Source organism: Lactobacillus sp. CA30L (genome assembly GCF_059900845.1).
The window spans coordinates 202371-228140 of sequence record NZ_JBWXGB010000003.1; the positions used below are offsets into that span (position 1 = coordinate 202371).

The following is a 25770-nucleotide window of genomic DNA, read 5'->3' on the forward strand; positions in this document are numbered from 1 at the left end:
ACGGGTGTTAGGGTTAGAATAATAGTGAAAACGGGAGGAGAAGCGATGGCAAAAATCAAGGTTGTTCACGGCGATATTACCAAGCTGCACGTTGACGCAATTGTCAATGCGGCCAACAATTCGCTGCTAGGCGGCTTGGGCGTCGATGGCGCGATTCACAAGGCTGCGGGCCCCGAGCTGCTGGCAGAATGCAAAAAGCTCCACGGCTGTGCGACGGGCGCGGCTAAGATTACGGGCGGCTACCGGTTGCCGGCCAAGTTTGTGATTCACACGGTGGGACCCGTTTATGCGGGCAGCGCGCACGATGATGCGCTGCTCAAGGCCTGCTACGTCAACTCATTGGATCTGGCGCACGACCACCAGTTCCACTCAATTGCCTTTCCGGCAATCTCAACGGGGGCCTACGGTTTTCCCCGCAGGCGGGCGGCGGTTATTGCCGTGACCACGGTTAGAAACTGGCTCGGCCGCCACTTGAATTATCCGCTGCAGGTCATTCTGTGCGCGTTTGACGATGAAACGGCTGACATCTACCACAGCGAAGTAGGAAATTGATTACCATATTTAGTAGTGGATTAAGACCGTTTAACTACAAAAAAGCTCATAGTAATTATTATTAATTAATTACTGTGAGCTTTTTATTTATAAGTAAGTTGTTTACTATTTGTTTTTCTTATCAAGCAAAGGTTTAATTGATTGCTTCTCGTTTTGTGGAACAATTTGAACGTAAACGTTGAGCCCCTTATCCAGCAAGCGATAGAAACATTTATCTTCTTCGGGACTTGTTGAAATATACTGGTATAACGTACTGCGTCCCTCTTTAGCGCCCATGCCACCTAAGTCAAGATCTTTAATATCGACGCCATGATCAACCATGTATTCAATGGTTTCTGGAACTTTAACCAAAATTATCGTAGGTGCTTCTAATGGTTGGGAAAAAAAATTGACACCATCTTCTTTATTAAATACACCAATACCAATATCTTCCGGCACGGCTTGTTCAAAAACGTTAATCATAAAATCGTTATTTGATGTCGCATCATCAACAATAACAACATTTTGTGCACCGGTTTCTTTAAGCCATTTTGTCATAACTTGACCATGGATCAAACGGTCATCTATTCTAGTTAATACTAAGTTTTGCATGATGTGAGCCTCCTAACTTTGCGTTTTGAATGCCCCAGTTTTCTTTGGATAAAGAAATTTTTAGCAAATCTTCAATAGAACTATTATCAGTTCTTGTAGTAATTATGCTCAAAAGCATTGGAACATTAACGCCGGTAACTATTTCTAAATTGTGGTTTTTCTTTAAATACATTGCTGTGTTAAAAGGAGTTCCACCTTTTAAATCGGCTAATACTAGTGTAGGAATATTCTTGCTATCTTTTAACGCCTGTTCAAATTTTGTTCGGTAGTCATCAGGACTTTGACCAGGCCTAAAAGATATTGTTTCAAGATTCTCAGTTTTTCCTGCAATCATTTCAACGGTTTGCTTAATGCCTGAGCAAAAGTCACCGTGACTGGCTAAAACGATTTGTATCAATTTAAAATCTCCTTAAATAGTAGCTAAGATACCTAAGTATGAACAAAGAATACCTACTACAAAGATGCCTACTACAATAATACTTGCGTTGACCTTCTTCCGTAAGAGCCACCATACAAGTAATGTGAATAGTAATGGGATTAGACTTGGGGCTAATTGGTTAAATAAAGCCTGAAGTTTGATTACACTTTGACCAACATGCCAAACTAATGGGGTCTTAATAGTCACTCTTGTTGCTGCCATCGTACCAACTACCATTAATCCAACAATTGAAAATGCGTTGGTTACCTTATCCAGTAAACCACTCTTTAAGATTGAAACAACTGAGGCTTTTCCCTTTTTGTAGCCATACATAAACATCCAGTAACCGATAGCATAGATGATCAATTCGAATACGACTGTAAACATAATTGGACCAAAATAGTTATGATCTAGTGCCATGGTCGCACCTATACTTGCTAGAATAGGGAATATAATACCTTGCTGAACCGTATCGCCAATACCCGCTGCAGGGCCCATTAATCCAGTACGAACACCATTAATATCTTCAGCACTTACTTCGGCACCGTTAGCACGGGCTTCTTCCATTGAAAGAGCAATACCGTGAATAACTGGCCCAACCATATGAGGTTCAGTGTTAAAAAATACCATATATTTCTTTAACTCATCAGCTTGTCTATTTTGAGGATAGAGCTTGCTAATTGAATAAATCATCATGTTGGTTAAACCTAAGGCCTGTAGACGCTCATAGTTATATGCTGCTTCGTCTGACTGTTCCCATAACCATGTCTTAACTAGGTCACCGTGTGTTAATTTAACTTTATAATCTGCTGGAGAAATAGTTTGACTAGTGCTATCTTCTTGAGCCGGCGCAGCAGCTGCAAGAGTCTCCTGCTCACCATTACGGTTATTAAGAGTTAACCTGCGAACTCTCTTCTTGGTTGGTGCATCGCTTTTCTTCGTATTGCCCGCTTTTTGGTTGATATAAAGAAGGTATGCAATAAGACCAGCAAAGATTGCAATTGCCATAATTTGCAGTTTTAAATAAGCCGTTAGAAAGAAACCGATGAAAAAATATGGTACCAATGACTTCTTGCCTAGATAGTTGAGCAGCATTGCGATACCTAAAGCAGGCATCATGGCACCAACTACTTCCAGTGCAGTGGTCAGACTCTTAGGAATCATTCTGAGCATTCCTTGTGCCCAGCCACGTCCAAAAAATACCAAACAAAAGGCGGGAATACCATAAACAACAGTGGCTACTAGCAATGAAGGAATATAGTTTAGAAATCTAATGGCTTTAACGTTGCCTTTAGCTAATTCTGCATCAGCACGGTGAACCCAAAACGAATTCACACTTTGATAAATTTCAACCATCAATAAACCGATAAGCGAAAACGGAACTGCAAATGTTACGGCTAGTTTTGGATTGGCTCCAGATAATATGGTTAACGCAGTACCAAAAATACCAGCCACCATTGTATTGCTTGGCATAACGCCACCGGTGTTAATCCACCCTAGATAAACTAGTTGAATTGTTGCACCTGAAAGCATGCCTAACATAGGGTTGCCCATAAATAGACCGACTAATAAACCGGTAGTTAGCGGATAAGTCAGGCACCGTGTTACCGGTGCAAAAAACCACCATTGAGAAATAATGGCTAGTAAAGCTACTAGCAACGCTGATAAAAACATTTTAACGCCTCTACTTTCTTTAATGCTTTAAAAAGTCTATTAACTATAAAATTGAAAATCCTAAGGCTTTAACATCTTTGTTGAAGTCTTGAACAGTTTGCAGTGAGCGCTCTTCTGGGGTTGTTCCTATTAATGGGAATTTGCTGATCACTGGAGCCGTGCAAGTAATAATATCACAGCCGCATTCGTCAGCTTGGAATACGTTAATTACTTCTCTACAACTTGCCCAAAGAAGCCATCCGTTTCCATTTTCATGGCAAAGTTTTGCTGCTTCTTTCATAAGAGGGATTGGATTAATGCCAATATCAGCCAAGCGGCCAGCAAAGATAGAGATGATATTTTGAGAGCCCGGCTTTAAAACTGCCAGAACATCTTTTACCTGTTGCAGGGTAAACATTGCAGTTACATTGACTTTGATGTCTTCGGCTGATAATTCTTTGATCAACGGAACGGATGACTCGCCTTTTGTGTTAGTAATAGGAATTTTTACAAAAACATTTTTACCAAGTGTGGCAATTTTTTCAGCTTCCTTTTTCATTGTGTCAAAGTCGTCACCAAATACTTCAAAAGAAATTGGTAATCCCGTGACTTTGGCCAATGCTTCTTTTGCAAAACTCATATAATCTGTTACACCAGCTTTTTTCATCAATGATGGATTGGTAGTAAAGCCCTTAACAAATCCACTTTCTTTGGCCTTAATCATGTCATCAATAACTGCTCCGTCAGCATAAATCTGAACATTTAAATCGTTAACTTTCATGGAAATTTCCTCCTAGTTTCATATACTTTTGCGGTAACGTTTGCGCAAACGGAAAAAATATAAGCCCTTATACTAGGGCACTTATATTATTTTATGCAAGCGTTTCCGCTGATTACATTTTTATTGTATAATGTTGTTAGTAAGATGTAAAGTACAAATAAGAAAATAAATGATAAACAATTAAGCAAAAAGGTTATGTAAATGGTAGTTAGCTCAATAAAAGACATTGCGCGTATAAGCGGTTTCTCTGTTTCGACGGTTTCACGAGTTTTAAATAATACAGGAAGATTTTCTGAAACAACTAGGGATAAAATTTTAAAAATAGCAAAAGAAAATCATTATTCCCAAAATATGATTGCAAAAGGGATGCGTAAAGGTAGTTTAGCAATAATCGGTATTTTAGTGCCAGATATAACCAATTCTTATTATGCTTCAATAGTAAAAAAGTGTGAACAATACTTCTTTAAGCAAGATTATTTGACTATCGTATGCAATACGGAGAGAAACTCGAACCTTGAGGAAAAATATATATCAAAGTTGAGTAATCATATGGTAGACGGATTGGTCGTTATTTCGACACAGAGCAAGATTTCTAAAGGACAAGCCAATTTACCAACAGTTTTTATAGATCGGTCTCCCAAGTTAAGCAGTAATACAATAACAGCATCATCTGATAACTATGCTGGAGCGATTTCGGCGACCAACCACTTAATTGATCGAGATTGTTTCCCAATTATGATTACCAATAAAGATAATGGATTTTCTAGTAATAAGAACAGAATTAAGGGTTTTATAGAAACCTCAAGAAATCGTGGAATAGCAGAACCAATAATTATTAATACTGAAACCAACTCCGATGAAATATATTTGGTTAAAGATAGACTGGTAAAACAAATAAAAAAATTGTTAGGCAGTCATAAAAAATTGGGGATTTTTGCAATTAATGATAATGTTGCAAGCTATATCTATCAATTAGCAATTGAAGAGGGGGCAAGCATTCCTGACCAACTTAGTATAGTTGGGTTTGATGATTCGCCTGTTGCAAGCAAACTGCAGCTGACTACTATAAGGCAAGATACCTCTAAAATTGCAGTTGTATCTTGCTCAAATCTTTTAAAAATATTAAAACAAGAGGAAGTTTTGGAACATAAATTCACAATTCCTGTTTCATTAATTAAAAGGCAAACTACTTAAATTAAAGCTTTAATTGCAGTAGAAACTAATATGATAAGTCTTTAAATATTATAAATTTTAGCTTTTATATTGAAATAAGAACCACAATTTTCTATGGTTTGTGAGTCTTATTAGGCTAAAACTTACTTTAATTGACGATTACCGCAAAGGCCTCGTATGGTCTGAGTGTGAGGTCCTGCAGCGTCTGCGGCTTGTCATAATTGCTGATTAGCACGTGGTCAATTCGATCGGGTGCGGAGAAATGTTCATCCTGGCCGCCAAGGTTGGCAATAACCAGCCAGCGCTGCTCGCCCAGCACACGGTAGTAGGCCAGGACGTTGTCGCTTGCGGGCACTGGAATGAAGACGCCGTTAACAACAATGTCGTTTTCGTGCCGCAGGGCAATCAGTTTTTGGTAAGTGTAAAAAATTGAGTTGGGGTCAGCCAGTGCGGCTTTGACGTTGATTTTGCGGCAGTTAGGATTCACAGCAAGCCAAGGGTTACCGGTCGAAAAGCCCGCTTTTTCGCCATCTGTCCACTGTATGGGCCGCCGCGCATTGTCGCGGCCCTTGGCGTTGATTGCTCTGAGCAGGTCCTTTTTTGAATGGCCCTGTGCGCGCCGCTCGTTGTACATGTTGATGCTTTCCAAGTCTTCGACTTCGGAGATGTCCTTAACCGGGCAGTTGGTCATGCCAATTTCCTCGCCGTTGTAGATGTAAGGCGTACCACGCATCAGGTGCAGGGCAATGGCGAACATCTTGGCGGATTGTACGCGGTATTGTCCGTCGTCACCCCAGCGCGAGATGACCCGCGGAACGTCATGGTTTTCCCAAAATAAACTGTTCCATGCGTGCTCATAGTCCAGCTCAGTCTGCCATTTGATGAGAATTCGCTTAAGCGCGTGTTTGTCTACTGGCTTCAGGTCCCACTTGGACTTGCCCTCCTGCTGGTCGATATTTTGATCTTCAAACTGAAAGACCATGGACAATTCGTGTCGTGCCGGATCCGAATACTTATGGACGTTTTCGAGGTCCGCGCTCCACGTTTCGCCGACCGTCAGCACGTCCCGTTTGGCCAGAACCGCGCGGTTCATTTCCTGCAGGTAGGGGTGCAGTTGGGGACCGTTGGCGCGGATATTGCGGTCCGGATCCTTGCCAATGAGTTCGATGACGTCCATGCGGAAGCCGCTGATGCCCTTGTCTAGCCAGAAGTTCATCATGTCATAGATTTTCTTCCGCAAGTCGGGGTTCTGCCAGTTCAGGTCGGGTTGTTGGGCGGCAAAAAAGTGGAGGTAATACTGGCCGCTAGCTTCATCAAACTGCCAGGCCGAGCCCGAAAAGTCAGACTTGAGGTTATTGGGTTCGTGGCCGTCGACCGGATCACGCCAGATGTAAAAATCCCGGTAGGGGTTGTCTTTGCTCTTGCGGGCCTCAATGAACCACTTGTGCTGGTCTGAGGTGTGGTTGACGACCAGATCCATAATAATGCGGATGCCGCGTCTTTGTGCCTGTGCAAGCAAATTTTCAAGGTCGCTCATCGTGCCGTATTGGGGATCGATAGCTTCGTAGTCGGAGATGTCGTAGCCGTTGTCGATGCCCGGGGACTGGTAAATAGGCGACAGCCAGATAGCATCGACGCCCAGCTTTTGCAGGTAGTCCAGGCGGCGCGTGATACCGGCCAAATCGCCGATGCCATCGCCGTTAGAATCCTGAAAGGACTTGGGGTAGATCTGATAAATAACCGCATTTTTCCACCAATGTGTCATAATCATTCTCCTTTTTTCAAAAACGCTATGCTGATAAGCGAATTATACCATCCGAAAAGATTGCGCGTGTGTTGTTACCGGTATCTAAATTTAAAATTCGCCGCCCGTATTCAAGCAAAAAAATTTCCCGTCAGTCGTCTGCTGACCGGGAGTTTTGGCTTAGCTATTTTCGCCGTCGGGGCAGCCAGATGCGCGTGGTGCGCCAGGCAATAAGAACCAGCATAGTAGCAGTAAAAACGGCAATTGCACCCCTGATAAAAGCGGTGCTTTGAAAGAACTGTGAGCGAGCTGCAGGGCGCACGCGTTCAACTCTGTTGATCGTCTTGTGGCCCTTTTTAGCGGGTAAAGCCGCTTCGCGTTTGGTCTTGCTGTTATCCGTTCTATCCGTCAGTTCCGCGGCCAGCAGGTTTTTGGGCGTGGCCTTAACGCGGCTGACCAAATTGCCCTGGACGACCGTTCGGTGCTCGCCGTAACCATACTTGGAGGTGTTAAAGTCTGAGCAGGTGATCAGCGTGATTATGCGTTTATTTGCGACGTTATTTTCGACCTCAACCTGGGTGGGCTTGATGGCAAAGGAAATGCGCCTAATCTTATAAGCGTAAATATCATGCAGGTCGGTGACATAGATGAGGTCGCCCCGTTTGGCCAGGTGCAGGTTGTCCAACACCGCCGGCCCATGCGCGCCCATGTAGTGACCCGCTAGAACATAGTTGTTGTGGCCGCCCATCGCACGGTCAGGCAGGCAGGTGACCACGCCGTATTCCAGATTTTGGTTGTCCTTGCCGTAGCCGGCAAACAGGGGATTGTGAATGTTGACGGCCGGAATAGCAATGCGGCCAATGGCGTAAGCCTTTGTTTGCCGGGATTGCCATATCCGCGTGTTGCTGATTGATTCGGTTTTGCTGGCGTCGTAGGTGGTCCTGCGCTTCTTGTTAAGGTCCGCCTTCTTGGCCGTCAGCCCGTTAGTGGCGCGTTCGGCGTTTTCCTGCACCAGGTAAGAGGTGCCGAAGCCCGAGCCTAAAAAAATGAGGGCAGTGCCCAGGTAAAAAAGGGCAGCTAAAAAGAAGACGCGAATCGTGGCCCAGATTTTGCTTTTGACTGATTGTGCTGGTTTTTCTTTAGTCATTGCGCTGCCTTTTCATAACTGCTTTAAAATTATTGTCCTCTTAATTTAAATATAAATAAGTCCTGCTAGCCCTTATTTTGCTCGACGAAATTTCGCCAACCGTCTGCGCCTTCGTTCATCCCAATCAGACTGAATTGTTCAATCATGGTCGTGCACCGGTCAAGATATTCCCGCCGGCGGTCATAGTGGTAGTTGACCAGATTTTCTAGAATGACCATGGTCATTTTGGGGAAGCAGTTTCCGGGTGAGGCGGGTATTTGGCGGGCCAGCTTGAGCAGCGGCTTAGTATCGGCATAGCTTTTGTGTTCAATGCACATAATCAGCATGTTAATCACAATCGCCAAAACAATTGCTTGAATTTCACTATCATTGGCACGCGCAAACTGTTTGATGATCCGCTTGGTAATGATGAGGTTGCTGGCAAAATCGTAAAAGTACATGAAGTTGCAAAAAATGACCAGTGACTTTCGGTTAAGCTGCTCGGAATTAAAAAACCGCTTTTTGAGCTGCTGCTTAGTTTCTGGACGCAAAGTGCTGTTCGGCAAGCCGACGAGGTAAATGTAGGCGTCAAGATCAAGCAGCAAGTCGTCTTTTTCGGATAAGCTGCTGCTTGCAACAATTTGCCGGATTTGCTTGAGTGCATCACGGTCAGACCTGTAGTAGGCCTGGTAGATCTGCTGGTTAAGCTCCTTGACCACCTCTTTAGCCGGTTTTGCCTGGTAGTCAATTTGCTCAAAAAAGTCAGCGATGGCCACATTATTATAGCGCAAGATTTCAACGAGGTCGGCGGCCGAGATCCGGCTGGCATTTTTCTCAACTTTTGAATAAAAGGACGGACTGACTACCGGGCCAATCCAAGTCTTTTGATTTTTGCCTGCCTTAAGCCGGTACTGCTTCAATAACTCCCCAATTGTCATTTACTCTTCTCCTGTTGCTAATATTGCTCAAAAAATTTCATATATGACATTTAGCTACATAAAATTATAGCGCAGCTATACTGAGGATATTAGGAAAGGGAGAAAAAACTATGGACATCTTTTTAAAAAATAAAAATTACCGCAGATTTACAATTGCCAGCTTGCTGTCGACGGCGGGCGACATCCTCTTCTATCTGGCGCTGTATACCTATGCCAGTGACCTAAAAAATTACACCCTCGCCTTGTCACTGATTACCATTTCGGAATCTGTACCCAGGCTCCTATCGAGTTTAGGGGGTTACCTGGCTGACCGCACTGCCAACAAGCTGCAGAAGACAGTCTGGCTGGCAATGCTGCGGGGCGGATTGTACCTGCTAGTGGGGGTCTTGTTCTGCCAAAACATAGCGGGCTGGAACTTAGTGGCCATGGTAATTGTCATCAACTTTATTTCGGACACGGCCGGCATCTACTCCTCGGGGCTGGTCACGCCCCTGGTTATCAGCCTGGTGGATGAAGACCAGGTCGCCGCTGCCGAGGGCTTTACGAGCGGCGTGTCCCAACTCATTACCATGATCGCGCAGTTTACGGGGTCTGGCCTATTATTGTTTATGTCTTACTCAGCTTTAGCCTTCGTGAACGGTCTGACTTTTATCTTGGCCGGTCTGATTTACCTCCATCTTTTGAGCAGCGGGCATGAAAAGGGGACAGCAAAAGCCAAAGAGGAGGTTAATGACCAGAACTTTATGGCCACGCTGGCCTTGGCCTTTCGCCAAGTTAAAAAGGCAAAAGGATTACTGACGGTTGTCATGGTTATTGCCTTGTTAAATGGCATTTTGAGCACAATTGAGCCGCTCTTAGCAATCGTGGTGGCTAGCCACCGGCAAACAATGGTGCTGGGCACATACAGCTTCACGTTAGCCTTGCTGGGCGTCTGCGCCGCTAGTGGCATGGCATTAGGCGGTATTGTTGGAACCAAAATCTTTAAGCACTTGTCCCTGTATGTGGTTGTCCTTCTGGCAACGATTGCCGCTAGTTGCGTAATTATTGCCGCCAGCAGCGAAAAAATCATCTTATGCCTGCTCACTTACGGCCTGCTTGGCTTCTTCAGTGGGATAGCCAGTCCTAAATTAACCCAGTGGATGGTGACGACGGTGGACCGCAAAATTTTGGCATCAACTATCGGCCTGCTGAATACGATTTTGGTAGTGGTCGGTCCGCTAATGACAACTGTTTTCACAACGATAGCAGCAGCCAGCAGCGTGACGCATGCCCTTCTGGCGCTGCTTGTTACCAACCTCGCCGTTTTGGTCGTTACCCTAGTGGTAATGAGCAGGACCACGAAAAAATCATGAATCGCCGTTAGTCACCAAAAATGTTAAACGGATAAATAAAGAGCGTGCCTTTCAAAAAGCACACTCTTATTTTTGGCACTTGTACCTCGCCCGCCAGAATAGCCGCGACCTGCCGCAACACGGTCTGCACTTGCAGAAAATGCAGCGTAAACTCCGGCGGCCATGATGATGGGATAGTATTGTTTTTATAGTTTTACTTGTTTTTCGCCTTGGAGTAACTGAAAAAGACAATTAAGATGAAGTTCAGCAGCAGCGTCAATCCGGTGGACCAAAAGACGGTAGCGTAGTTGTATAGGCCTGAGATGGTAGAGCCCATCAGCGAGCCAAAAACCGAGCCAATGGCCTGGAAAGACTGGTTGTAGCTGAAGATGCGGCCAAAGCTTTCGGGTGGCGTATTAAGCGTTAACACCGTTTGCGCTGCCGGCAGCATGCCCGCGCTGGCAATCCCCAACAGGAAGCGCAGCCCGGCGAGTGTCCACGGCGAATGCGTGAGGGCCATCGGGATAAAGAGCACGGCACCAGCAACAAGTCCCACGCGCAGAATCTTCAACGGGCCAATCTCATCCATTTTGTGGCCAATTCGGGATGCTGCCAGCAGCGTTCCTAAGCCCGGCGTCGCGGCCACAATACCGGCAACGAAGGCAATGTTTTTGCTGTTGGGCATCATGGATTTCACGTAAAGCGAGACGATGGGGTCAATCGACATGTTGGCTGCTTGAACCAGGAGGGTAGTGATGAACATTGCGACAATCAGCTTGATGTTTGGCAGGGTGTGCATGATTTCCTTCATGGGCTTCATCTCAGCACGTGAGACTGGCGTGAACTCCTCCTTGACAAAGAAAGTCGAACCAAGGAAGACCAGCACCATCAAAAAGCCGGTGATAAAGAAGGGTATCCGGTAGCCCCAGACGGCCCCCAGCCAGTTGCCGAAGAAGTTGGACAAAACGCCGCCAAGAAGGGGTCCAACCAGGTTGCCAGCGGTCCCGGCGGTCATCATCTGACTCATGACCCAGCCGCTTCTTTGGTGCGGGGTTTCTCCGGCAATCAGGGCAGTGGCATTGTTGATGTAGCCCGAAAAAGCTCCCTGGATGAAGCGCATCACGATGATGTAGATGGCGTTCGGGGCAAAACCGGTCGCGGTAATCGTCAGCGCCATCACCCCGGAAGCGCGCATGCACATCAATTTGCGGCCCTTGCGGTCGGCCAGGTTGCCCCAGTACGGCGAAACGATTGCCTGGGCAATGAAGGTGACGGCAAATGCGAGTCCGGAATAGAGGCTGATTTGCAGCTGGCTGTAGTGGCCCAGGTCAGCAATAAATAACGAAATAAACGGCATCGTCATTGAATAGCCCATGCCCGTGATGAAGCAGCCGAGCCACAGGGTATAAAAAGATTTGTGCCAGCCTGCTGGCAATTTAATGGAATTTAGCAAAGTATCCTCATCTTTCTTTTGTGATTTGTGCAAAACGTTATCTTTTTTATTTTAGCACACAAAAATTGCTAAGAATTTGCTAAAGCAGTGAAATTGCACCGGGAAACGTGCTAGGATTATGCTTCTGAAGGGAAGAGTAGCTTTATGGAGAAAAATTCACCAATGACTAGACGTGAATACCGCCGCCAAAAAAATCATGCGGACACGCAGCGTAGCACGAGGTCCACGCTTGAAATGCCGGGTCCGCCCAAACGTTCGGATTACCGTCACCTCAAGCTGAATTTTTGGGAAATCTTCTCGGACCGACCGTACCTTGCAGTAGCAATTGTTGTCCTGGCAATTTTTCTGATTATGGCCAAGCAATGGTGGCTACTGGCGCTTTTGGCAATCCTGGTTGTGTTCGGCGTCCTGGTTATTGGTCGCAGCCACCATCCCAGCCGCGTTCTCAGCCTTGAGTTCAAACTGAAGGATTCGCGCAAGCTGAGCATGCTGCGTGCACTTCAGTTTGGCGGGTCGATCGTTATGTTCCTGGCGACCTACATGAAAAAGGTGGTTACCGTCAACTTTTCGACCGCTGGATCGACCGACGGCCTTCAGGTTGTTCAGGGGCTCTTGTCCAACCGCGCTGGTGTTTACGGTCAGCGGGGATCGTATTTTTTGAGCCTGCTCAACACGCTGACGGGCGGGCAGTTATGGGGCAAGTACCGCTATGCGGCCAACAGCGCACAGATGATGAATAGTAGTGCTGGACGGCTCATCATTATGTGGGTGCTGCTGCTCATGATTGCGCCGGCCTTTTGTGTTTTGGCCCAGTTTTTCCGGGAGCCTTATGCTAGAAACACGGCACTGGTATCCGCGGTTGTCGCAACCGTCAGCTTAGTATTGACGCCGCATTTGCTGCGCAAGTGGATTGTGGAATACGCGGTAGAAAACAGGATGGCAAGCGACCAGGCCCAAGCCGCAATCACGATTGGCCCCATGGCCTACGTCGCGATGCTCTGTGCCGTCTTGGTCTTAGCAATCGCCATTTACCGCATAGTTAAAAAGGATAGGTTTGCGTAGAAATATAAAGAGCAAGCAAAAAGCTGGTAAGACACGTCGAATTAAGACGGTGATTTACCAACTTTTTTGTTTTGCTGATTATTTTTTGGCCCGGTAAAGCAGCACCTCACGTGCGGCCACCATCTGGCCGGCGGATTGATAGATTGTCAGCTGCACCGCGCGTGCCTGCACGTCGCGCAGGCCCACAACCTTGTTCTTGCTGTCGGCCTTCCAGTGCAGGTGGTCGGCGTACGTAGTGTAATTTTCGCCATCGCTTGAAACGGCAATGCTGATGTCGACCGGGTCGCCTTCGTGGTCGAGGTTGCGGGGCACGAACACCATCCTGCTCAATTTTTCCACTTGACGAAAAGCAAAGGACAGTACCACGGGATCATCCGGCTTTGCCACCTCAGCGGTTTGCCACTCACTGGCCAGTTTAAGGTCTGCCAGGTATGCGAGCGGGTGGTGCGGGCGGCTGGACCGGTTGCTTGTGACCTCAATATCCGTAACTGCATAGTCTTCGGCCGCGTGCTTGGTGATAACGCCGAAGAGGTCGGACCACTCGGAGACCTTATTGCCGCTGGCGTAACGCATACGAATGATGTAGCGCGTGTTGGGCGTCAATTCATGGAAAGTGAAGTCCTTGCCGGTGATGCCTTCGTAAAGGATGTTGTTAATCTCGACCTGTACTCTGCTCGGCCGCGGCCAGGCCAGTTCGAACGAGTGCGCTGTAATCTTGCTTGAGTCAACCGAAGGCAGCTTCGGCGAAGGCAGCAGGCTGCTGGTGATCGCATGCACCAGGGTGTTTTGGGCGTAATTGAAGTTTGAAATTGTCACTTCAATCTTGGTATCAGTGATATCACGTCCGGCCAGCTTGATTTGCAGTGCCGTTTGCTTGTGATCCTGGTAGCGGTCAAACTCAGGCAGCGCATAACTCGTGTTGTAGAAGATGCCTTCGCGGGCGTGCTCAAAGGCGTCCAGGGAGCCGTATTCCTGGATGGGGATAATCTCGTCGTTGATTTTGACCGTTGTCCTGTCGGGGTAGGAATCGCACAGGACCGTCAGTCCGGTCTCCTGCTTCGTGTCCAGGTCCGGGTACCTGCCCTTGACCGGATCAATCGTCACCGTCAATTTTCCGGCGCTGACTTTGCTAGTAATGTGCGTTTCGCAGTGGTTGTGCGCGAAGTCGGTCAGGTCATCATCGTCGTAAATGACCGTTTGGCTGTTCTCCTGGGGGTAGAGCACGTAGTCACGCTTGCCGAAGTCAAAAATGCTACCGCCGCGGACAAAGACCGGCAGGTGCCAGAGCGGGTAGGCCAGATCGTTGTAGACGCGGCCACCGGCATATTTTTGTCCGGTAAACAAATCGACCCACACCGTGTGCTTACCGGGCAGGTAGAGGTTGTCCTTGCGCGTGTTGCCTTCTTCGTCTTCGCGGCCGTTAGTGACCGGCGCAACCAGCAGGTTGCTTCCCAGCATGAACTCGCTGCCGAACTGTTCCGTGTAATTGGCCCGCTCATCGGGAAACGCGATGAAGAGGGGACGCACGATGCCGGCGCCGTAGCGTGCCTGTGCGTTCAAGGTGTACAAGTAGTTGGCAAGCCGTGCACGCAGCTGCAAGTATGCGTGGTTGATTTCCGTTATCTTTTTGTTGTAAGAAAATGGCGTCTTGCTAAAATCGCCCTGGTCGTCAAGGTTAAACAGCAGGGGGGTAAAGACCTTCCACTCCCAGTCGCGCACGTAAATCTGGGCGTTGCCGCCGCCCTGGGCGCCGTCAACGGCGGCACCTGCAAGCGGCTGCCCCGAGAGGTTGGCCCCGATGAGGCCGGCAACCTGGGTGGCAATGTTCTCCCAGTTGCCCCCCACGCTTGCAAAGACCAGGGCGGCGTCTTTCTGCATGCCCATGAAGCCGCCTCCGCTTAAAACCAGTGGCCGCTTTTGCTGCAACTTGTCCTGCAGCTTTGTCGTGTCTGCGGCTATTGTCGCGTCGCTTCCGGTTGCGGTGAAGGCAATTTTTTCGGGCAGCGCAGCGTTTTGCTCGTGCCAGAATCCGGGCTGGACGTCCTGACTTTCGGCGTAATCGTTGAAGAAGTCGAGCGACTGGAAGTTGACCGGCTCTACGCCGTAATTGGGAACGAACCAACTAAGCGGAAAGTGCAGCGCGTGGTAGCGGTCAAGCATTGCCCGTGCCGAAAACTGGTAGTTCTCCTCGCCGTTGAGGGAGGCGCGGCCCGACACGCATTTTTCGTCCTTGGTGCGGGTGTAATAATTATTGTTGAACCGGCTGGCGTTGCGCTGCTTGGCCTGACTGGGCTGCCACAGGGTCGTGCAGAAGTTGCCCATGTGCCCCAGGCCCAGCGTGTACTTGGGCATCATTAACGGCTTGCCCGTCAGTGCATAGTACTTCGCCAAGATAGCCTTAGGGGTGCTGCCCACCAGGTAAAAGGTATCGAAGACGGGGTCCTCGTGGCGAATCGTGGTCTCGCCGCGGTTTTGCTTGCCGAAGTCGTAAGTGCCCGTTAGGTTGGAGTTGCGCACCTCGCCGTAGCCTGCATTTGACCAGAAAAATGGCACCTGCATGAGAACGCCGCCCCGGCCGGTGATGTGGTCACGCTTAACCTCGATTTGCCGGCCCTTGTGGCTGAAGTAGCCGTTTTGCAAGCCGCCGCCAAAGTAAAACTCATTTTTGTTTTGGATGAGAAACTCGGTGGCTGCATCGTCTGCCAGTTCCAGTGGGTGGGCCTGCTTCATCCGGGTCCTGTGCAGTGTTTCGTCGAAGATGCTCATCGTTGCCGGGTTTTGCCTGAAGATGACCTGGTAGTTGCCCGCCTGGATGATCAGCGAGTCGTTGGTTGCCCGGACGGTCGATCGTTCAAAGGCCGCGCTCGAAAATGCGGACAATTGCACAAAGTTTGCGTGTTCCTCTGCAAAATTGCCGTCGGGGTCGAGTAAAAAGCGGAAAATGCCGTCTGCTAAAACGTAAAAGCGTGCGACCTCACCAGTGGCAAAGTGCAGCTCGTAATAGTTTTCGCACCTGCTGGCACCGGTCAGTACGCCTAATTGATGACTGTTTGTTTGCGTATCTTTAATCATGATTTTGCTTCCTGTTTAGTCTACTTACTACTTATTATAACTAAAAAACGAAAAGTTTCGGTAGTATTTGTGATTGAACTGGTAAAGACCAGTTGATTAAGCTAAAATAAGCTTATAAATAGCAGAAGAAAGTTTTAACGGAAAGGCAAAACAATGACTTATTACATTCATGCAGATAAATTCTTTCTTGAAAACGTGACCGAAGAGGGTGGCTACCTTGAGGTCCAGGATGACGGCAAGTTTGGCTTTTATTATCCCGAAGAACAAAAGCCCACGGGGAAGATCGTCGACTATGCCGGCAAGTGGATTGCGCCGGGCCTCGTTGACACGCACGTCCACGGTTCCCTTAAAGAAGACGTGACCAAGAGCGATTGGGCCGGCATCAATCGCTTAGCGGAGGGATTTTTGCAATCGGGCGTGACCAGCTGGCTGCCGACCACCTACACCACAACTGCTGACAACCTGACCAGGATCTGCCAAATGTTTGGCGCACACAAGGGCGAGGGCACCGGTGCCAAGATTCAGGGCCTGCACTTTGAGGGACCGTACTTTACGCCCGAACATGCTGGTGCGGAAGACCCCAAGTACCTGCTCGATCCCGATATCGACCAGTTCAATAAGTGGCGGGATGAATCTCGGGACTTGTTAAGCAAGATCTCGATGGCACCCGAGCGCAAGGGGGCCCAAGAATTTATCCGGGCCGCAGTTAAGGAGGGCGTAGTGGTATCTCTTGGTCACTCCAGTGCAACTTTTGCTGAGGCCAAGGCCGGCGTGGAAGCGGGCGCGACGATGTTCAACCACACCTTTAACGGAATGCCGGATCCTGGTCACCACGACTCCTCGATTTCTAATGCCGCCATGGCCTTGAATAATGTGACTGATGAAATAATCTGCGACGGTCACCACGTTCAGCCGGAGATGGTGCGCACGCTGATTAAGCTTAAGGGGCCAGAGCACATCTGCCTCATCACGGACTGCATGGAGGCCGGCATGATGCCTGACGGCGACTACATGCTGGGCGAATTGCCAGTTTATGTTAAAGATGGCATGGCCCGCTTAAAGGACGGCGACAACCTGGCCGGCAGCATTCTGCAGCTGAAAACGGCCGTGAAGAACCTGGTGGACTGGAACATTGCCACACCGGAAGAGGCCATCATGATGGCTTCATACGTACCGGCCAAGAGTGCTGATGTTCTGGACAAGTGCGGCTCCATTGCCCCCGACAAGGATGCCGACTTCCTGGTTCTGAACCCGGACATGACCCTGAGCGAGACCTACCTAAGTGGGGAATCGCGCTACCAGGCCTAGCAGAAAATAAATAATAAACAAAAAAATCGTTTCCGTGTAAGGGAACGATTTTTTGGTTGCGCTGACGGTGTGAAAATTGCGGTAAACTTAATTTTTAATAGTGTTACTCGTGAATTCTTCGATCAGTGAAAAGAGCAATTGGGGATAATATTAGAATTACAACGGCGCCTAATAAATAAGTTTGGCTAAAGGCATGACTGATTTGGCGATTTTTATCATGATTAATTTTCTTAATGGCATTAATTAGAACCTCTTTTTGTGCAAGTTGCTTGATTCCACTTAAGAGCTTATTTTGCCCATAACTAATTTTGGTATTGCCTACCGTAATTTTATTGGCAGCAGCTGCCATTTTTGCAAGAGCAGGGTTGGCATTGCCAACTTTGTTTAAAGTTAAAGTTAGCTGCTGATTGTCTTGTCTAACTTTTAGAGTAGCTAAAGAAAGTTTCTTTTCTGCCTGATATATTTTATAAAGGTTGGTATCTTTTTGGGGTAAAGGCAAACCAGTAGTGGATAGGGCTGCCTTTTTAACTGCTTTTTTAAGATTGTCTTGGTCAAATTTAGTTGACGGTTTAGAAGAACCTGCAGTTGTGAATATTTTGTTCAATTGTTGGTGAGCAGACCGTTTTACTTGTGGAGCAAGTTGCTGCCCATCAATAATTTGTGAAGCATTCTGGTGAATGTTGTGCTTGGCGATGTTGACGTTGCTATCAAGGAATGTAACTAAGATGGCAACGCCTAGGCATGTCCCAATCTGACGCGCTGCATTAACGATTCCTGAACCAATTCCACTCTTGTTTTTGGGTAAGTGTTTGACGGCTGCAACCAATGACACGGAAGAAAAGCCAAAGCCAAAGCCTTCGATAATCAAAAAACTAACCATAATTTTTTCAGTTGTAGAGGTAGTAATAAATGATAGCAATAAAGAACTGGCTGCCATGATTAGCAGGCCAATTAGCGTAACAGGAATGGCACCAATACGATCAAAAAGCTTAGTTCCTAACGGCATTGCTACCATAATTGTTAATGAAACCGGAATAATTATCATTGCTGCGTGAAGTGCCGTGTAGCTTAAAACATTTTGTAAAAAGTAGTTTAAGATTAAAGTTGGGCTGACTAAGGCAAAACCAGTTAAGAAATAGACCAGGCTAGAAGCTGTCAGCGTTTTTTCTCTAAATAAGTTTAATTCCAATAACGGATTTTTGCTTTTTGTTTCTGCAAAAACAAATAAGCTAAGCGCAAGCAAACCACCGATGATAGCTCCTAAGATAACGCTTGAATGCCAGCCATATTGACGACCTTCGAGCAGCCCAAAAGTTAATCCGGCTAATCCTAACGTTAAAAGCAATGTGCCCGGTAAGTCAACTTTACCTGATAGCGATTCATCCCTAGACTCGTTAACCCAAATTGCAATAATTAAAATTGCAACGATGGACAAGGGCACGTTGATGCCAAAAATCCAGCGCCAAGAAGCATATTCCACAATTGCCCCGCCTACTGCTGGTCCACTGGCAGCAGCTAAGGCGGTCACTGCTCCAACGATGCTAGCAACCCTAGAGGTGTTTTCTTTACCAAGGATTTCTATCCCCATCGGCAAAACGATCGGTGTAATAATTGCTCCGCCAAGTCCTTGAAAAAAGCGAAATGCAATTAATTCTGTTAGCGAAGTGGCCAGCATGCATGCAGCTGAAAATCCGCCAAACAATATTAATCCCGTTAACATAAGTTTTTTGCGGCCATAATAATCGGCAATCTTTGAGCCTGTAATCATGAATACAGCCAGGGCTAAAGTATAGGCAGTTGTTATCCAGCTTGTATCAGCAAGACTAGCATTAAAGTGATGCATGATTTCAGGCAAGGCAATATTAACAATTGTACTATCTAGGGTTCCCATAAACATAGCAATTGTTAAGCCAACCAGACTGATAATTTTAATTGTTTTTGACATAGCAATTTTTTCTCTTTTCATAGTATTTGCAAATATCGGTAACAATTGTTACCGATGACTGCGATTTTTAGTATAATCATCAATAGTTGGTAAAACAATCGTTGAAAGCCAAGTGCTACAAATAGCTATAAAGTGTAACCTGTTTATACAAAAGGGGTAATCTATGAATGGCAAGCAAAGAATAGTCGAACAATCGAAGCATTGGCTGAGCAATGCACTAATTGAGTTGATGAAGACAGAAAATTTTCAGGACATCTCAATCACTGAAATAGCTCAAACTGCTGATTTATCTCGGAAAACGTTTTATCACTATTTTAAAAATAAAGAAGAGGTAATCAGCTACTTGTGTGATAAGTTGTTTGATCAGTATTTTGAAAAAGCTATGAAGCAGAATTCGCAAATTGGTGAGATTACGTTAGAAACAACTTTTAAAATTTTTCTGGAATTCTGGTGGGAAAAGAGGAATTTGATTCAATTATTAATTAAACAAGGGCTATTTGATCATTTGAATGAAATTTGGCAGCAAAAGGCGGTTCCCCGGTACAAGCAATTTGCTGCACCGTGGCACATTAAGGGGAGTCCGACAGAAGTTGCTTACGTGATGGCTTTTCAACTGGGGGGCTTTACTAATATATTAAGAATTTGGCTGGGGAAGGCCGAGCCTGAACCACCAGAAGAATTGATTGCTTTATTGCTACGTGCTGCGAAGCAACTAGTTCATAGCTGGGCTAGTATTAAAAAAATCTAATCATGATAAAAAGAGAGTTAACTCCAACCCCATCGGTTTGCTAGGGAAGCTAATTCTCTTTAGTTGGCCATTATGATTTTGGACCGGCGTTTGCAGTGAAATCCCAGCCTTTTAAGATGGCATTAAGGCCCATCTTGAATTGCTGCTTTTTGGTGTACTCTTCGTTTTGAATTGCCTTCAAAAAATCACTTAGTAGCGGTGACTTACTGGTTAACTTTTGCATTAGGTCTGGGTCGGGTATGCCCCCATCGTCGGGGTCAACTGCTTCTGCCCAAACAAAGCCAATTGTGTAGACCGTCAGGGTATTGATTAGAAAAACTGTTGTTGCTTCCATCGGAAAATCGTTTTTTTTCAAGATAGCCAGAATTTTTTCAACTAACGTAAACTCTGACTCAGTAACCATTGGGTGGGTTGAAATTAAGGGCAAAACGTGTGGGTGTTCCAGTAAAATGCTCCGTAATTGGGCCATTATTTGAAATAACTGCTTTTGCCAGTTACCAGAGTCTTTAACTGCTATATCTGCAACCTTTTGCCAAACCAATTCGACGATTCCATCAAAGAGTGCCCCTTGATTGGGAAAATAGCGGTAAACCGCCGTGGGGGAAACATTCATTTTTTTACCCAATTTACGCATTGAAAATTTATTGACGCCTTCTTGATCAATTAAAATAAGTGTTTCTTGTAAAATATAGGCTTTGCTTAGTGTTTCCCTCGTGGGTTTATCAATATGCATATTAGTTATTTCCCTTATTCAAAGAATGATGATGAAAACCAGTAAATGCCAAAAAACAAAAGAGTAAAGTACAGCACCAAATAACTACCAGATTATTTGAAATACTATTAAAATTGCCATGGTTAAGTACGGTTTTTTTGAATGCTGCTAGTGCCCAGTATGCTGGATCAACCTTAGCCAATGTACGCGCCCAATGTGGAAAACTGCTTATTGGAGATAATGAGCCAGCCCATCCTGCCATTAATATGCCGAGTAGATTTGATAGCGACAGGGCTATGTTTGCGGACTTTACCCAACTAGTTAATGCAATACCCATAAAGGTCAACGTCAAGGCAAAGGATAAAATTATTGCAATTAAAGCAGACAAACTTCCGTTAGGATGGAAATTGAATACCCAACTGCTTATTAGCAAAACGGTAGTCAATTGTACCAATTGCACAAAATAGGCGACTATTGCCTTACCAATAATAATGTCTGTTAAAGATGTGGCAGATACTTGTAACCTGTCCCAGGTGTTCCAGGTAGTTTCATCAAAAAACATTTGGATGACAAATTGAACAGACAGGAATGAAAAAAGTACCGCTAATCCGGGAACGACTTGTTCACTACCATTGGCATGCAAGTAACCTTGCGCAAAAAGTTGCGTTTTGGCCCCTGGTATCATAAACGGTGCCATGATAAGCGGTACTAAAATCATAATAATTTGAACAATTGGTTCAGCTAACTGCAAAAGACCATTTAACTTTACCACTGAAATAATTTGTTTAATTTGCATTTGTAATACCTTCATATTTTATCATGGTGTGATAAGCAGATTCTAGGTCTGCTTTAACAATTTTTATCTGGCTTATTTGCGCATCCCTGACTTGGGGGGTGGCAAATACCTGCTGCAATAGTGCGATTTTTTCTTCGTTGCTCGTAAGTTTAGCGGATTTCAAATGGTCATTTTCCATCGTCCAATTTGGAATAAGGGGGACTTTTTTGGAAAAATAAAGTTCAATGACCGGATGAGCATACTTGTTGATTATTGTATCCAAGTCGCCGGCTGCCTGAATTGTTCCTTTGTTCAAAAAAACAATCTTGGCGTTAAGCAGTTCCATTTCTTGTAAATAATGAGTTGTGTAGATAATTGTTATGCCACGTTTAGTTAATTTTTGTAACGCCTGAATAATTTTATTTCGTGATGATACATCTGCTCCTACTGTTGGTTCATCCAAAAAAACAATCTTGGCATTATTCATTAACGCGATTGCCGAATGCAGCCTACGTTTTTGACCACCACTTAGGTTTTCAGCCGTTTGATTGGCAATGTCGTTGAGATCAAATATTGCACAGACTTCCTGATATTTCCTCTTGTTTTGACGTAAAGTTAGACCATTTATTGCTCCGAAATTTTGTAAATTTTGCTTAACGGTCAGCTGGGGATAAATACCCAGTTCTTGCGGGGCTAGACCCAAATATTTTTTAATATGGTATTTATTCTTATTTAGATTTTGTCCAAAAATTTGAACAGACCCATAATCCGGTTGAATCAATCCGGTCATAATTTTTATTAACGTTGATTTTCCGGCCCCATTTGCTCCCAGCAAACCAATTAATTCACCGGGGTAAATGTTTAAATTTATATTTTGCAAAATATGTTGATTATTGTAGTTCTTGCAAATACTGCTAAGTTTTATTGCTTCCTGCATAAAATACCTCTTATTAGTTAACGACTAAAACATAGTTAACACTGTAAACTAAAGAAGGCGAAAATGCAACATTGATTTACAAATACTTTCATAGCAGCTATATGTTATAAATGAAAATCAATAAAAAAAGCGCCTCAGTAGGTGAGACGCTTAATTGATTAAAGCTTCTTATAGGTAAGTATCAAAGCAACTTAATATACGGCGCCGTCGTAGAAGTTGAACTTCGGCTGGTTGAAGTTGAAATCCTTGAGCTCACTGATCTTGATGGCATTGTCGCAGACGCCCCAGCTCATCAGGTTGACGGGCTTGCCGTAATCTTCATCGGGGATGACCAGGAGAATGTACTTGCCCTGGGACATGGCATAGCCCAGTTCCATGCCGAGCCCCACGTCTTCTTCTTCCGGCAGGTAAACGCCGATCATGATGTCGCTGGACTTGATTCCTACCAGGTCGCCGCGGTAGGTCGCCGTTGCCCACTCACGGTCGTGCAGGTACTCAGGATGCTTGCCGACGTCGATGCCCTTGTACTGGTTGTCCAGAGGAATGTAGCTGTTCTCAAGGTCAATGGTGGAGTTTTCCTCTAGGGCCTTCATTGCAGCCTTGTAGGCCTTGTTTTGCTTGTCATTGAACCAACCAGCGCCAAAATAAACGGTCTTTGTCTTGCTCATTAATTGCTCCTTTTGTTAATCAAGATAAATTGCACGCAAAGAACTGATTTCTTCATCAGTCAACTTCATGATATCACGTAAGTAGTTGTCAATGCTGCCATAATTTTTATTAATTGTGGCAATCACGTGCTCGAGGTACTCCGGGTAGACGGTCTGCAAGTCGTGCAGGATGCTCAGCGTGGTGTCGTTTGCCCCTTCGGCTTTAGCCTTGGTCAAAAAATTGTTGACAAAATCCGCAGTGGTAGTGTTGGTCAGCAAATAGTCCTCTTTGATTGTTTCAAGGGGCACGCCCAGCACGCTCAGCACCAGCAGCGCGGCCACGCCGGTACGGTCCTTGCCGGCGGTGCAGTGGAAGATTACGCTCTTGTTGTCCGCATTGTTGGCCAGCAGGGTGTCAAAAAAGCGCCGGTAAGCGTTCTGCGCCGCTGTGCTGTTGATCATGTCGTCGTAGGCGATGAACATGTGCTTGTAGCCGGCCTTGGGGTCGTGTTCCTTCGCGCTGATAATTTCCTCGATGCCCTTAGACGCATTGGTCAGGTCCTCGCTGAAAACGGGGTCGAAGTTATAAACGGCACCGTCCGGGATGCGGTCGGGCTCGTGCTTGACCTCGGCCGTGCTTCTGAAGTCAACGATGTACTTCACGCCGTAATCACGTAAAAACTTCAGGTCCGTCTCGTTCAGTGTCGCCAGGTTGGCTGTCCGGAGCAGTTTGTGCATCTTGATCGTTCTGCCATCCGTAGTATGATAGCCGCCTAATTCCCGAAAATTGCGGCCGCTCTTTATTCCGATTAATTGATTGGTTAGTTTTTGGCTCATTAATTTTCCCACCTTTTTGCCCTTTGACTTTTAAAGACCATTTTAGCAATAAATTAATCTTCAAACAATTATTAAAGAAAGTAACTGGTGGTACAATGATGATAAATAAACATAAACAGTGACCTGTTTTTTAAGTAATGAGGAATAATTATGGAAAAAGATAAAATTTTAGTCCCGGTTGATGGCTCCGAAGCAGCTGAAAGGTCGTTTGATAAAGCCGTTAAAATTGCAATGACGGAAAAGGCCCATATTGATCTATTAAATGTGATTGATACGAGACAATTTTTGGGTGAAATGCAGGACACGCTAATTACCGGCGATACGGTCTACCAGATGACGGAAGATGCGGAAAAGTACTTAAAGAGTTTGAAGTCCTGGGCTCACGACAATTTTGATTTTGATGATATTGATTATCACATTCGCTATGGCAGCCCGAAGGCCATTATTTCGTCTGATTTCATCAAGGACCACCAGAATAATTTGATTATCATGGGCGCCACCGGTTTGAACGCGGTTGAGAGAATGCTGATGGGCTCGGTAACGGAGTACGTCAACCAGCACGCGCTGGCCGACGTCTTGATTATTAGAACGGATATTAACAACAAGCCGCTCAAGTAAGGCGCAAGTTAACCTCAAATCCCGCCGGGATGGCCGGGGATATTTTAAGCACGCATGTATTTGCGTGCTTTTTCTATGGTCTCAGGGTCAAGTCCTTGCTAACAATACGCTTTTGCACAATTGTTCGTGTTTATTGTGAAAAATAATGTTTTTAATTGAAATATTTCGCAAATATCATTTAATAATACGAATAATTATGGTATTATTCATTTGTAAAGAACGTCATGCGCGTATGGGCGCCACGAGCACGGGCAAAGGCAAATGAACTTCGCATCTGCTGGCCCTGCTGCTTGGCTACCCGTTCACGTGCGCACTGCTGATATTTATCAGGCGCAAAAATAAGTTGCAGGAGGAGTACAAAGGACAAATGAGTAAAATCAAGAAGTTTTTACTGGGGGTAGTTATACTGTTAGTCACGGCTGGGACCACGGCCTGTGCAAGTGGTGCGGATAAAAAGGCGGGCGCCGGTTCGGGCACGCCCAAGGAGCTCAGGGTCCAGTTTGTTCCCAGCGTGGGCGCCAATAAGCTGGAAGCCCGGGCCAAACCAATGGAGAAGCTACTGTCTAAGCGCCTTGGTATTCCGGTCCACGTTTCCATGTCAACCGACTACAACGGCATGGTCGAGGCCATGAAGTCCAAGCAAGTGGATGTTGGCTTCTTGCCGTCAGACGCTTACATTATGGCCCATAAGCAGGGCGCAGCCGACTTGTTGTTAAAATCGGTCCGTTACCTCATCAAGCAGCCGGGCGGCCGGCGTACCGGTCAGCTGGTCAGTTCTTACCGGGGACAGATCCTCGTCAAGAAGGGGTCCAAGATCAAGTCGTGGAAGGATTTGCGGGGCAAGTCCATATCGATCAACGATATTACCTCGGACTCGGGCTACGTCTTTCCGGTCGCTGAACTGAAGCAAAGGGGCCTGAACGTGCCGAAGAGCTGCCGGCTTGTTACCGTGAAGGGTGCCGACCAGGCCGTTTTGAACGTCTTAAACGGCGACACCGATGCCGCCTTTACTTATGAAGACGCGCGCAACGACGTGAAGAAGGATGTGCCGGGCATCATGAACAAGGTGGTGCCAATCTACTTCACGAAGCGGATTCCGAACGATACCATTTCGGTGGTGCCGTCGATGTCCAAGTCATTTCGCGCCAAGCTGGCCCGGGCCTTTATCGCCATCGGCAAGTCGAAAGAGGGCAAGAAGGTGATTGAGCGGGTTTACAATCACGAAGGCTACGTGCACGCCAAGGATAGCGACTACAACATCATCCGGCAGTACAACAAAATTGCTAGGTCAATTCAAAAATAACGTATCCAGCTGGAATTGAGCCGTACCAATCATACTTTCTTGGCCC

23 protein-coding genes are annotated in these 25770 nt (G+C 46.1%); 8 read left to right on the forward strand and 15 right to left on the reverse strand.

Features of this window, described 5'->3' with window-relative positions; genetic code table 11:
• Positions 1–45: 45 nt before the first annotated feature.
• Positions 46–552: an O-acetyl-ADP-ribose deacetylase gene (locus tag AC2JF8_RS05050; protein WP_500761635.1), complete on the forward strand. Its 507-nt coding sequence runs from the start codon at positions 46–48 to the stop codon at positions 550–552.
• 105 nt (positions 553–657) lie between these two features.
• On the opposite strand, the gene AC2JF8_RS05055 is transcribed toward AC2JF8_RS05050, so the two are convergent.
• From AC2JF8_RS05055 to AC2JF8_RS05070, 4 genes are read right to left on the reverse strand one after another with little or no spacing between them, the layout of a single operon-like run.
• Positions 658–1143: a PTS sugar transporter subunit IIB gene (locus tag AC2JF8_RS05055; RefSeq protein ID WP_500761637.1), complete on the reverse strand. Its 486-nt coding sequence runs from the start codon at positions 1141–1143 to the stop codon at positions 658–660.
• Complete coding sequence (locus tag AC2JF8_RS05060; protein WP_500761639.1) at positions 1121–1540, reverse strand: PTS sugar transporter subunit IIA; 420 nt, start codon at positions 1538–1540, stop codon at positions 1121–1123. Before AC2JF8_RS05060 ends, AC2JF8_RS05055 begins: the two co-directional genes overlap by 23 nt.
• 12 nt (positions 1541–1552) lie before the next feature.
• A complete protein-coding gene (locus AC2JF8_RS05065; protein ID WP_500761641.1) occupies positions 1553–3235 on the reverse strand; it encodes a PTS system mannose/fructose/sorbose family transporter subunit IID in 1683 nt (560 codons plus the stop codon).
• Positions 3236–3278: 43 nt separating this feature from the next.
• Positions 3279–3995: a transaldolase gene (locus AC2JF8_RS05070; protein WP_500761643.1), complete on the reverse strand. Its 717-nt coding sequence runs from the start codon at positions 3993–3995 to the stop codon at positions 3279–3281.
• A 201-nt stretch (positions 3996–4196) separates the two neighbouring features.
• On the opposite strand from AC2JF8_RS05070, the gene AC2JF8_RS05075 reads away from it, so the two are divergent.
• Positions 4197–5189, forward strand: coding sequence for a LacI family DNA-binding transcriptional regulator (locus AC2JF8_RS05075; RefSeq protein ID WP_500761645.1), 993 nt, complete (start codon positions 4197–4199; stop codon positions 5187–5189).
• Between the two features lie 127 nt (positions 5190–5316).
• Here the strand turns inward: AC2JF8_RS05075 and AC2JF8_RS05080 are convergent, their stop codons facing one another.
• From AC2JF8_RS05080 to AC2JF8_RS05090, 3 genes are all read right to left on the reverse strand, one after another.
• Complete coding sequence (locus AC2JF8_RS05080; protein WP_500761647.1) at positions 5317–6933, reverse strand: alpha-glucosidase; 1617 nt, start codon at positions 6931–6933, stop codon at positions 5317–5319.
• 163 nt (positions 6934–7096) lie between these two features.
• Positions 7097–8059: a class A sortase gene (locus AC2JF8_RS05085; protein WP_500761649.1), complete on the reverse strand. Its 963-nt coding sequence runs from the start codon at positions 8057–8059 to the stop codon at positions 7097–7099.
• 65 nt (positions 8060–8124) lie between these two features.
• Positions 8125–8976, reverse strand: a complete 852-nt coding sequence (locus AC2JF8_RS05090; protein WP_500761651.1) for a helix-turn-helix domain-containing protein — start codon at positions 8974–8976, stop codon at positions 8125–8127.
• 110 nt (positions 8977–9086) lie between these two features.
• Here AC2JF8_RS05090 and AC2JF8_RS05095 point away from each other — a divergent pair, with 110 nt between their 5' ends.
• Positions 9087–10328: an MFS transporter gene (locus AC2JF8_RS05095; RefSeq protein ID WP_500761653.1), complete on the forward strand. Its 1242-nt coding sequence runs from the start codon at positions 9087–9089 to the stop codon at positions 10326–10328.
• A gap of 193 nt (positions 10329–10521) precedes the next feature.
• Here the strand turns inward: AC2JF8_RS05095 and AC2JF8_RS05100 are convergent, their stop codons facing one another.
• A complete protein-coding gene (locus tag AC2JF8_RS05100) occupies positions 10522–11760 on the reverse strand; it encodes an MFS transporter (protein ID WP_500761655.1) in 1239 nt (412 codons plus the stop codon).
• A 162-nt stretch (positions 11761–11922) separates the two neighbouring features.
• Here AC2JF8_RS05100 and AC2JF8_RS05105 point away from each other — a divergent pair, with 162 nt between their 5' ends.
• The gene (locus AC2JF8_RS05105; protein WP_500761657.1) at positions 11923–12822 is read left to right on the forward strand and encodes a cytochrome C5; all 900 of its coding nucleotides are present in this window, start codon (positions 11923–11925) and stop codon (positions 12820–12822) included.
• Positions 12823–12900: 78 nt separating this feature from the next.
• Here the strand turns inward: AC2JF8_RS05105 and AC2JF8_RS05110 are convergent, their stop codons facing one another.
• Positions 12901–15894 (reverse strand): glycoside hydrolase family 31 family protein, encoded by a 2994-nt coding sequence (locus tag AC2JF8_RS05110; RefSeq protein ID WP_500761659.1) that lies wholly within the window; start codon positions 15892–15894, stop codon positions 12901–12903.
• Positions 15895–16047: 153 nt separating this feature from the next.
• On the opposite strand from AC2JF8_RS05110, the gene nagA reads away from it, so the two are divergent.
• Positions 16048–17202, forward strand: coding sequence for an N-acetylglucosamine-6-phosphate deacetylase (nagA, locus tag AC2JF8_RS05115; protein ID WP_500761661.1), 1155 nt, complete (start codon positions 16048–16050; stop codon positions 17200–17202).
• Positions 17203–17305: 103 nt separating this feature from the next.
• Here the strand turns inward: nagA and AC2JF8_RS05120 are convergent, their stop codons facing one another.
• Positions 17306–19147: an MFS transporter gene (locus AC2JF8_RS05120; RefSeq protein ID WP_500761780.1), complete on the reverse strand. Its 1842-nt coding sequence runs from the start codon at positions 19145–19147 to the stop codon at positions 17306–17308.
• A 163-nt stretch (positions 19148–19310) separates the two neighbouring features.
• Between AC2JF8_RS05120 and AC2JF8_RS05125 the strand changes: the two genes are divergently transcribed.
• Positions 19311–19895: a TetR/AcrR family transcriptional regulator gene (locus tag AC2JF8_RS05125; protein WP_500761663.1), complete on the forward strand. Its 585-nt coding sequence runs from the start codon at positions 19311–19313 to the stop codon at positions 19893–19895.
• A gap of 70 nt (positions 19896–19965) precedes the next feature.
• On the opposite strand, the gene AC2JF8_RS05130 is transcribed toward AC2JF8_RS05125, so the two are convergent.
• The 5 genes from AC2JF8_RS05130 to AC2JF8_RS05150 form a co-directional block, all read right to left on the reverse strand.
• On the reverse strand, positions 19966–20628 hold the full coding sequence (locus AC2JF8_RS05130; RefSeq protein WP_500761665.1) for a TetR/AcrR family transcriptional regulator: 663 nt from the start codon (positions 20626–20628) through the stop codon (positions 19966–19968).
• A 1-nt stretch (position 20629) separates the two neighbouring features.
• The gene (locus tag AC2JF8_RS05135) at positions 20630–21403 is read right to left on the reverse strand and encodes an ABC transporter permease (protein WP_500761667.1); all 774 of its coding nucleotides are present in this window, start codon (positions 21401–21403) and stop codon (positions 20630–20632) included.
• Positions 21393–22319 carry an ABC transporter ATP-binding protein gene (locus tag AC2JF8_RS05140; protein WP_500761669.1) on the reverse strand — a complete coding sequence of 309 codons (927 nt, stop codon included), beginning with the start codon at positions 22317–22319 and terminating at the stop codon, positions 21393–21395. Before AC2JF8_RS05140 ends, AC2JF8_RS05135 begins: the two co-directional genes overlap by 11 nt.
• Positions 22320–22510: 191 nt before the next feature.
• Positions 22511–22987 carry a nucleoside 2-deoxyribosyltransferase gene (locus AC2JF8_RS05145; RefSeq protein WP_500761671.1) on the reverse strand — a complete coding sequence of 159 codons (477 nt, stop codon included), beginning with the start codon at positions 22985–22987 and terminating at the stop codon, positions 22511–22513.
• A 15-nt stretch (positions 22988–23002) separates the two neighbouring features.
• Entirely contained in the window at positions 23003–23803 is an 801-nt protein-coding gene (locus AC2JF8_RS05150; RefSeq protein ID WP_500761673.1) for a tyrosine-protein phosphatase, read from the reverse strand.
• A 150-nt stretch (positions 23804–23953) separates the two neighbouring features.
• Here AC2JF8_RS05150 and AC2JF8_RS05155 point away from each other — a divergent pair, with 150 nt between their 5' ends.
• Together AC2JF8_RS05155 and AC2JF8_RS05160 are read left to right on the forward strand one after the other, a co-directional pair.
• Entirely contained in the window at positions 23954–24421 is a 468-nt protein-coding gene (locus AC2JF8_RS05155; protein WP_500761675.1) for a universal stress protein, read from the forward strand.
• 367 nt (positions 24422–24788) lie between these two features.
• Complete coding sequence (locus AC2JF8_RS05160; RefSeq protein WP_500761677.1) at positions 24789–25724, forward strand: phosphate/phosphite/phosphonate ABC transporter substrate-binding protein; 936 nt, start codon at positions 24789–24791, stop codon at positions 25722–25724.
• Positions 25725–25770 lie beyond the last annotated feature (46 nt).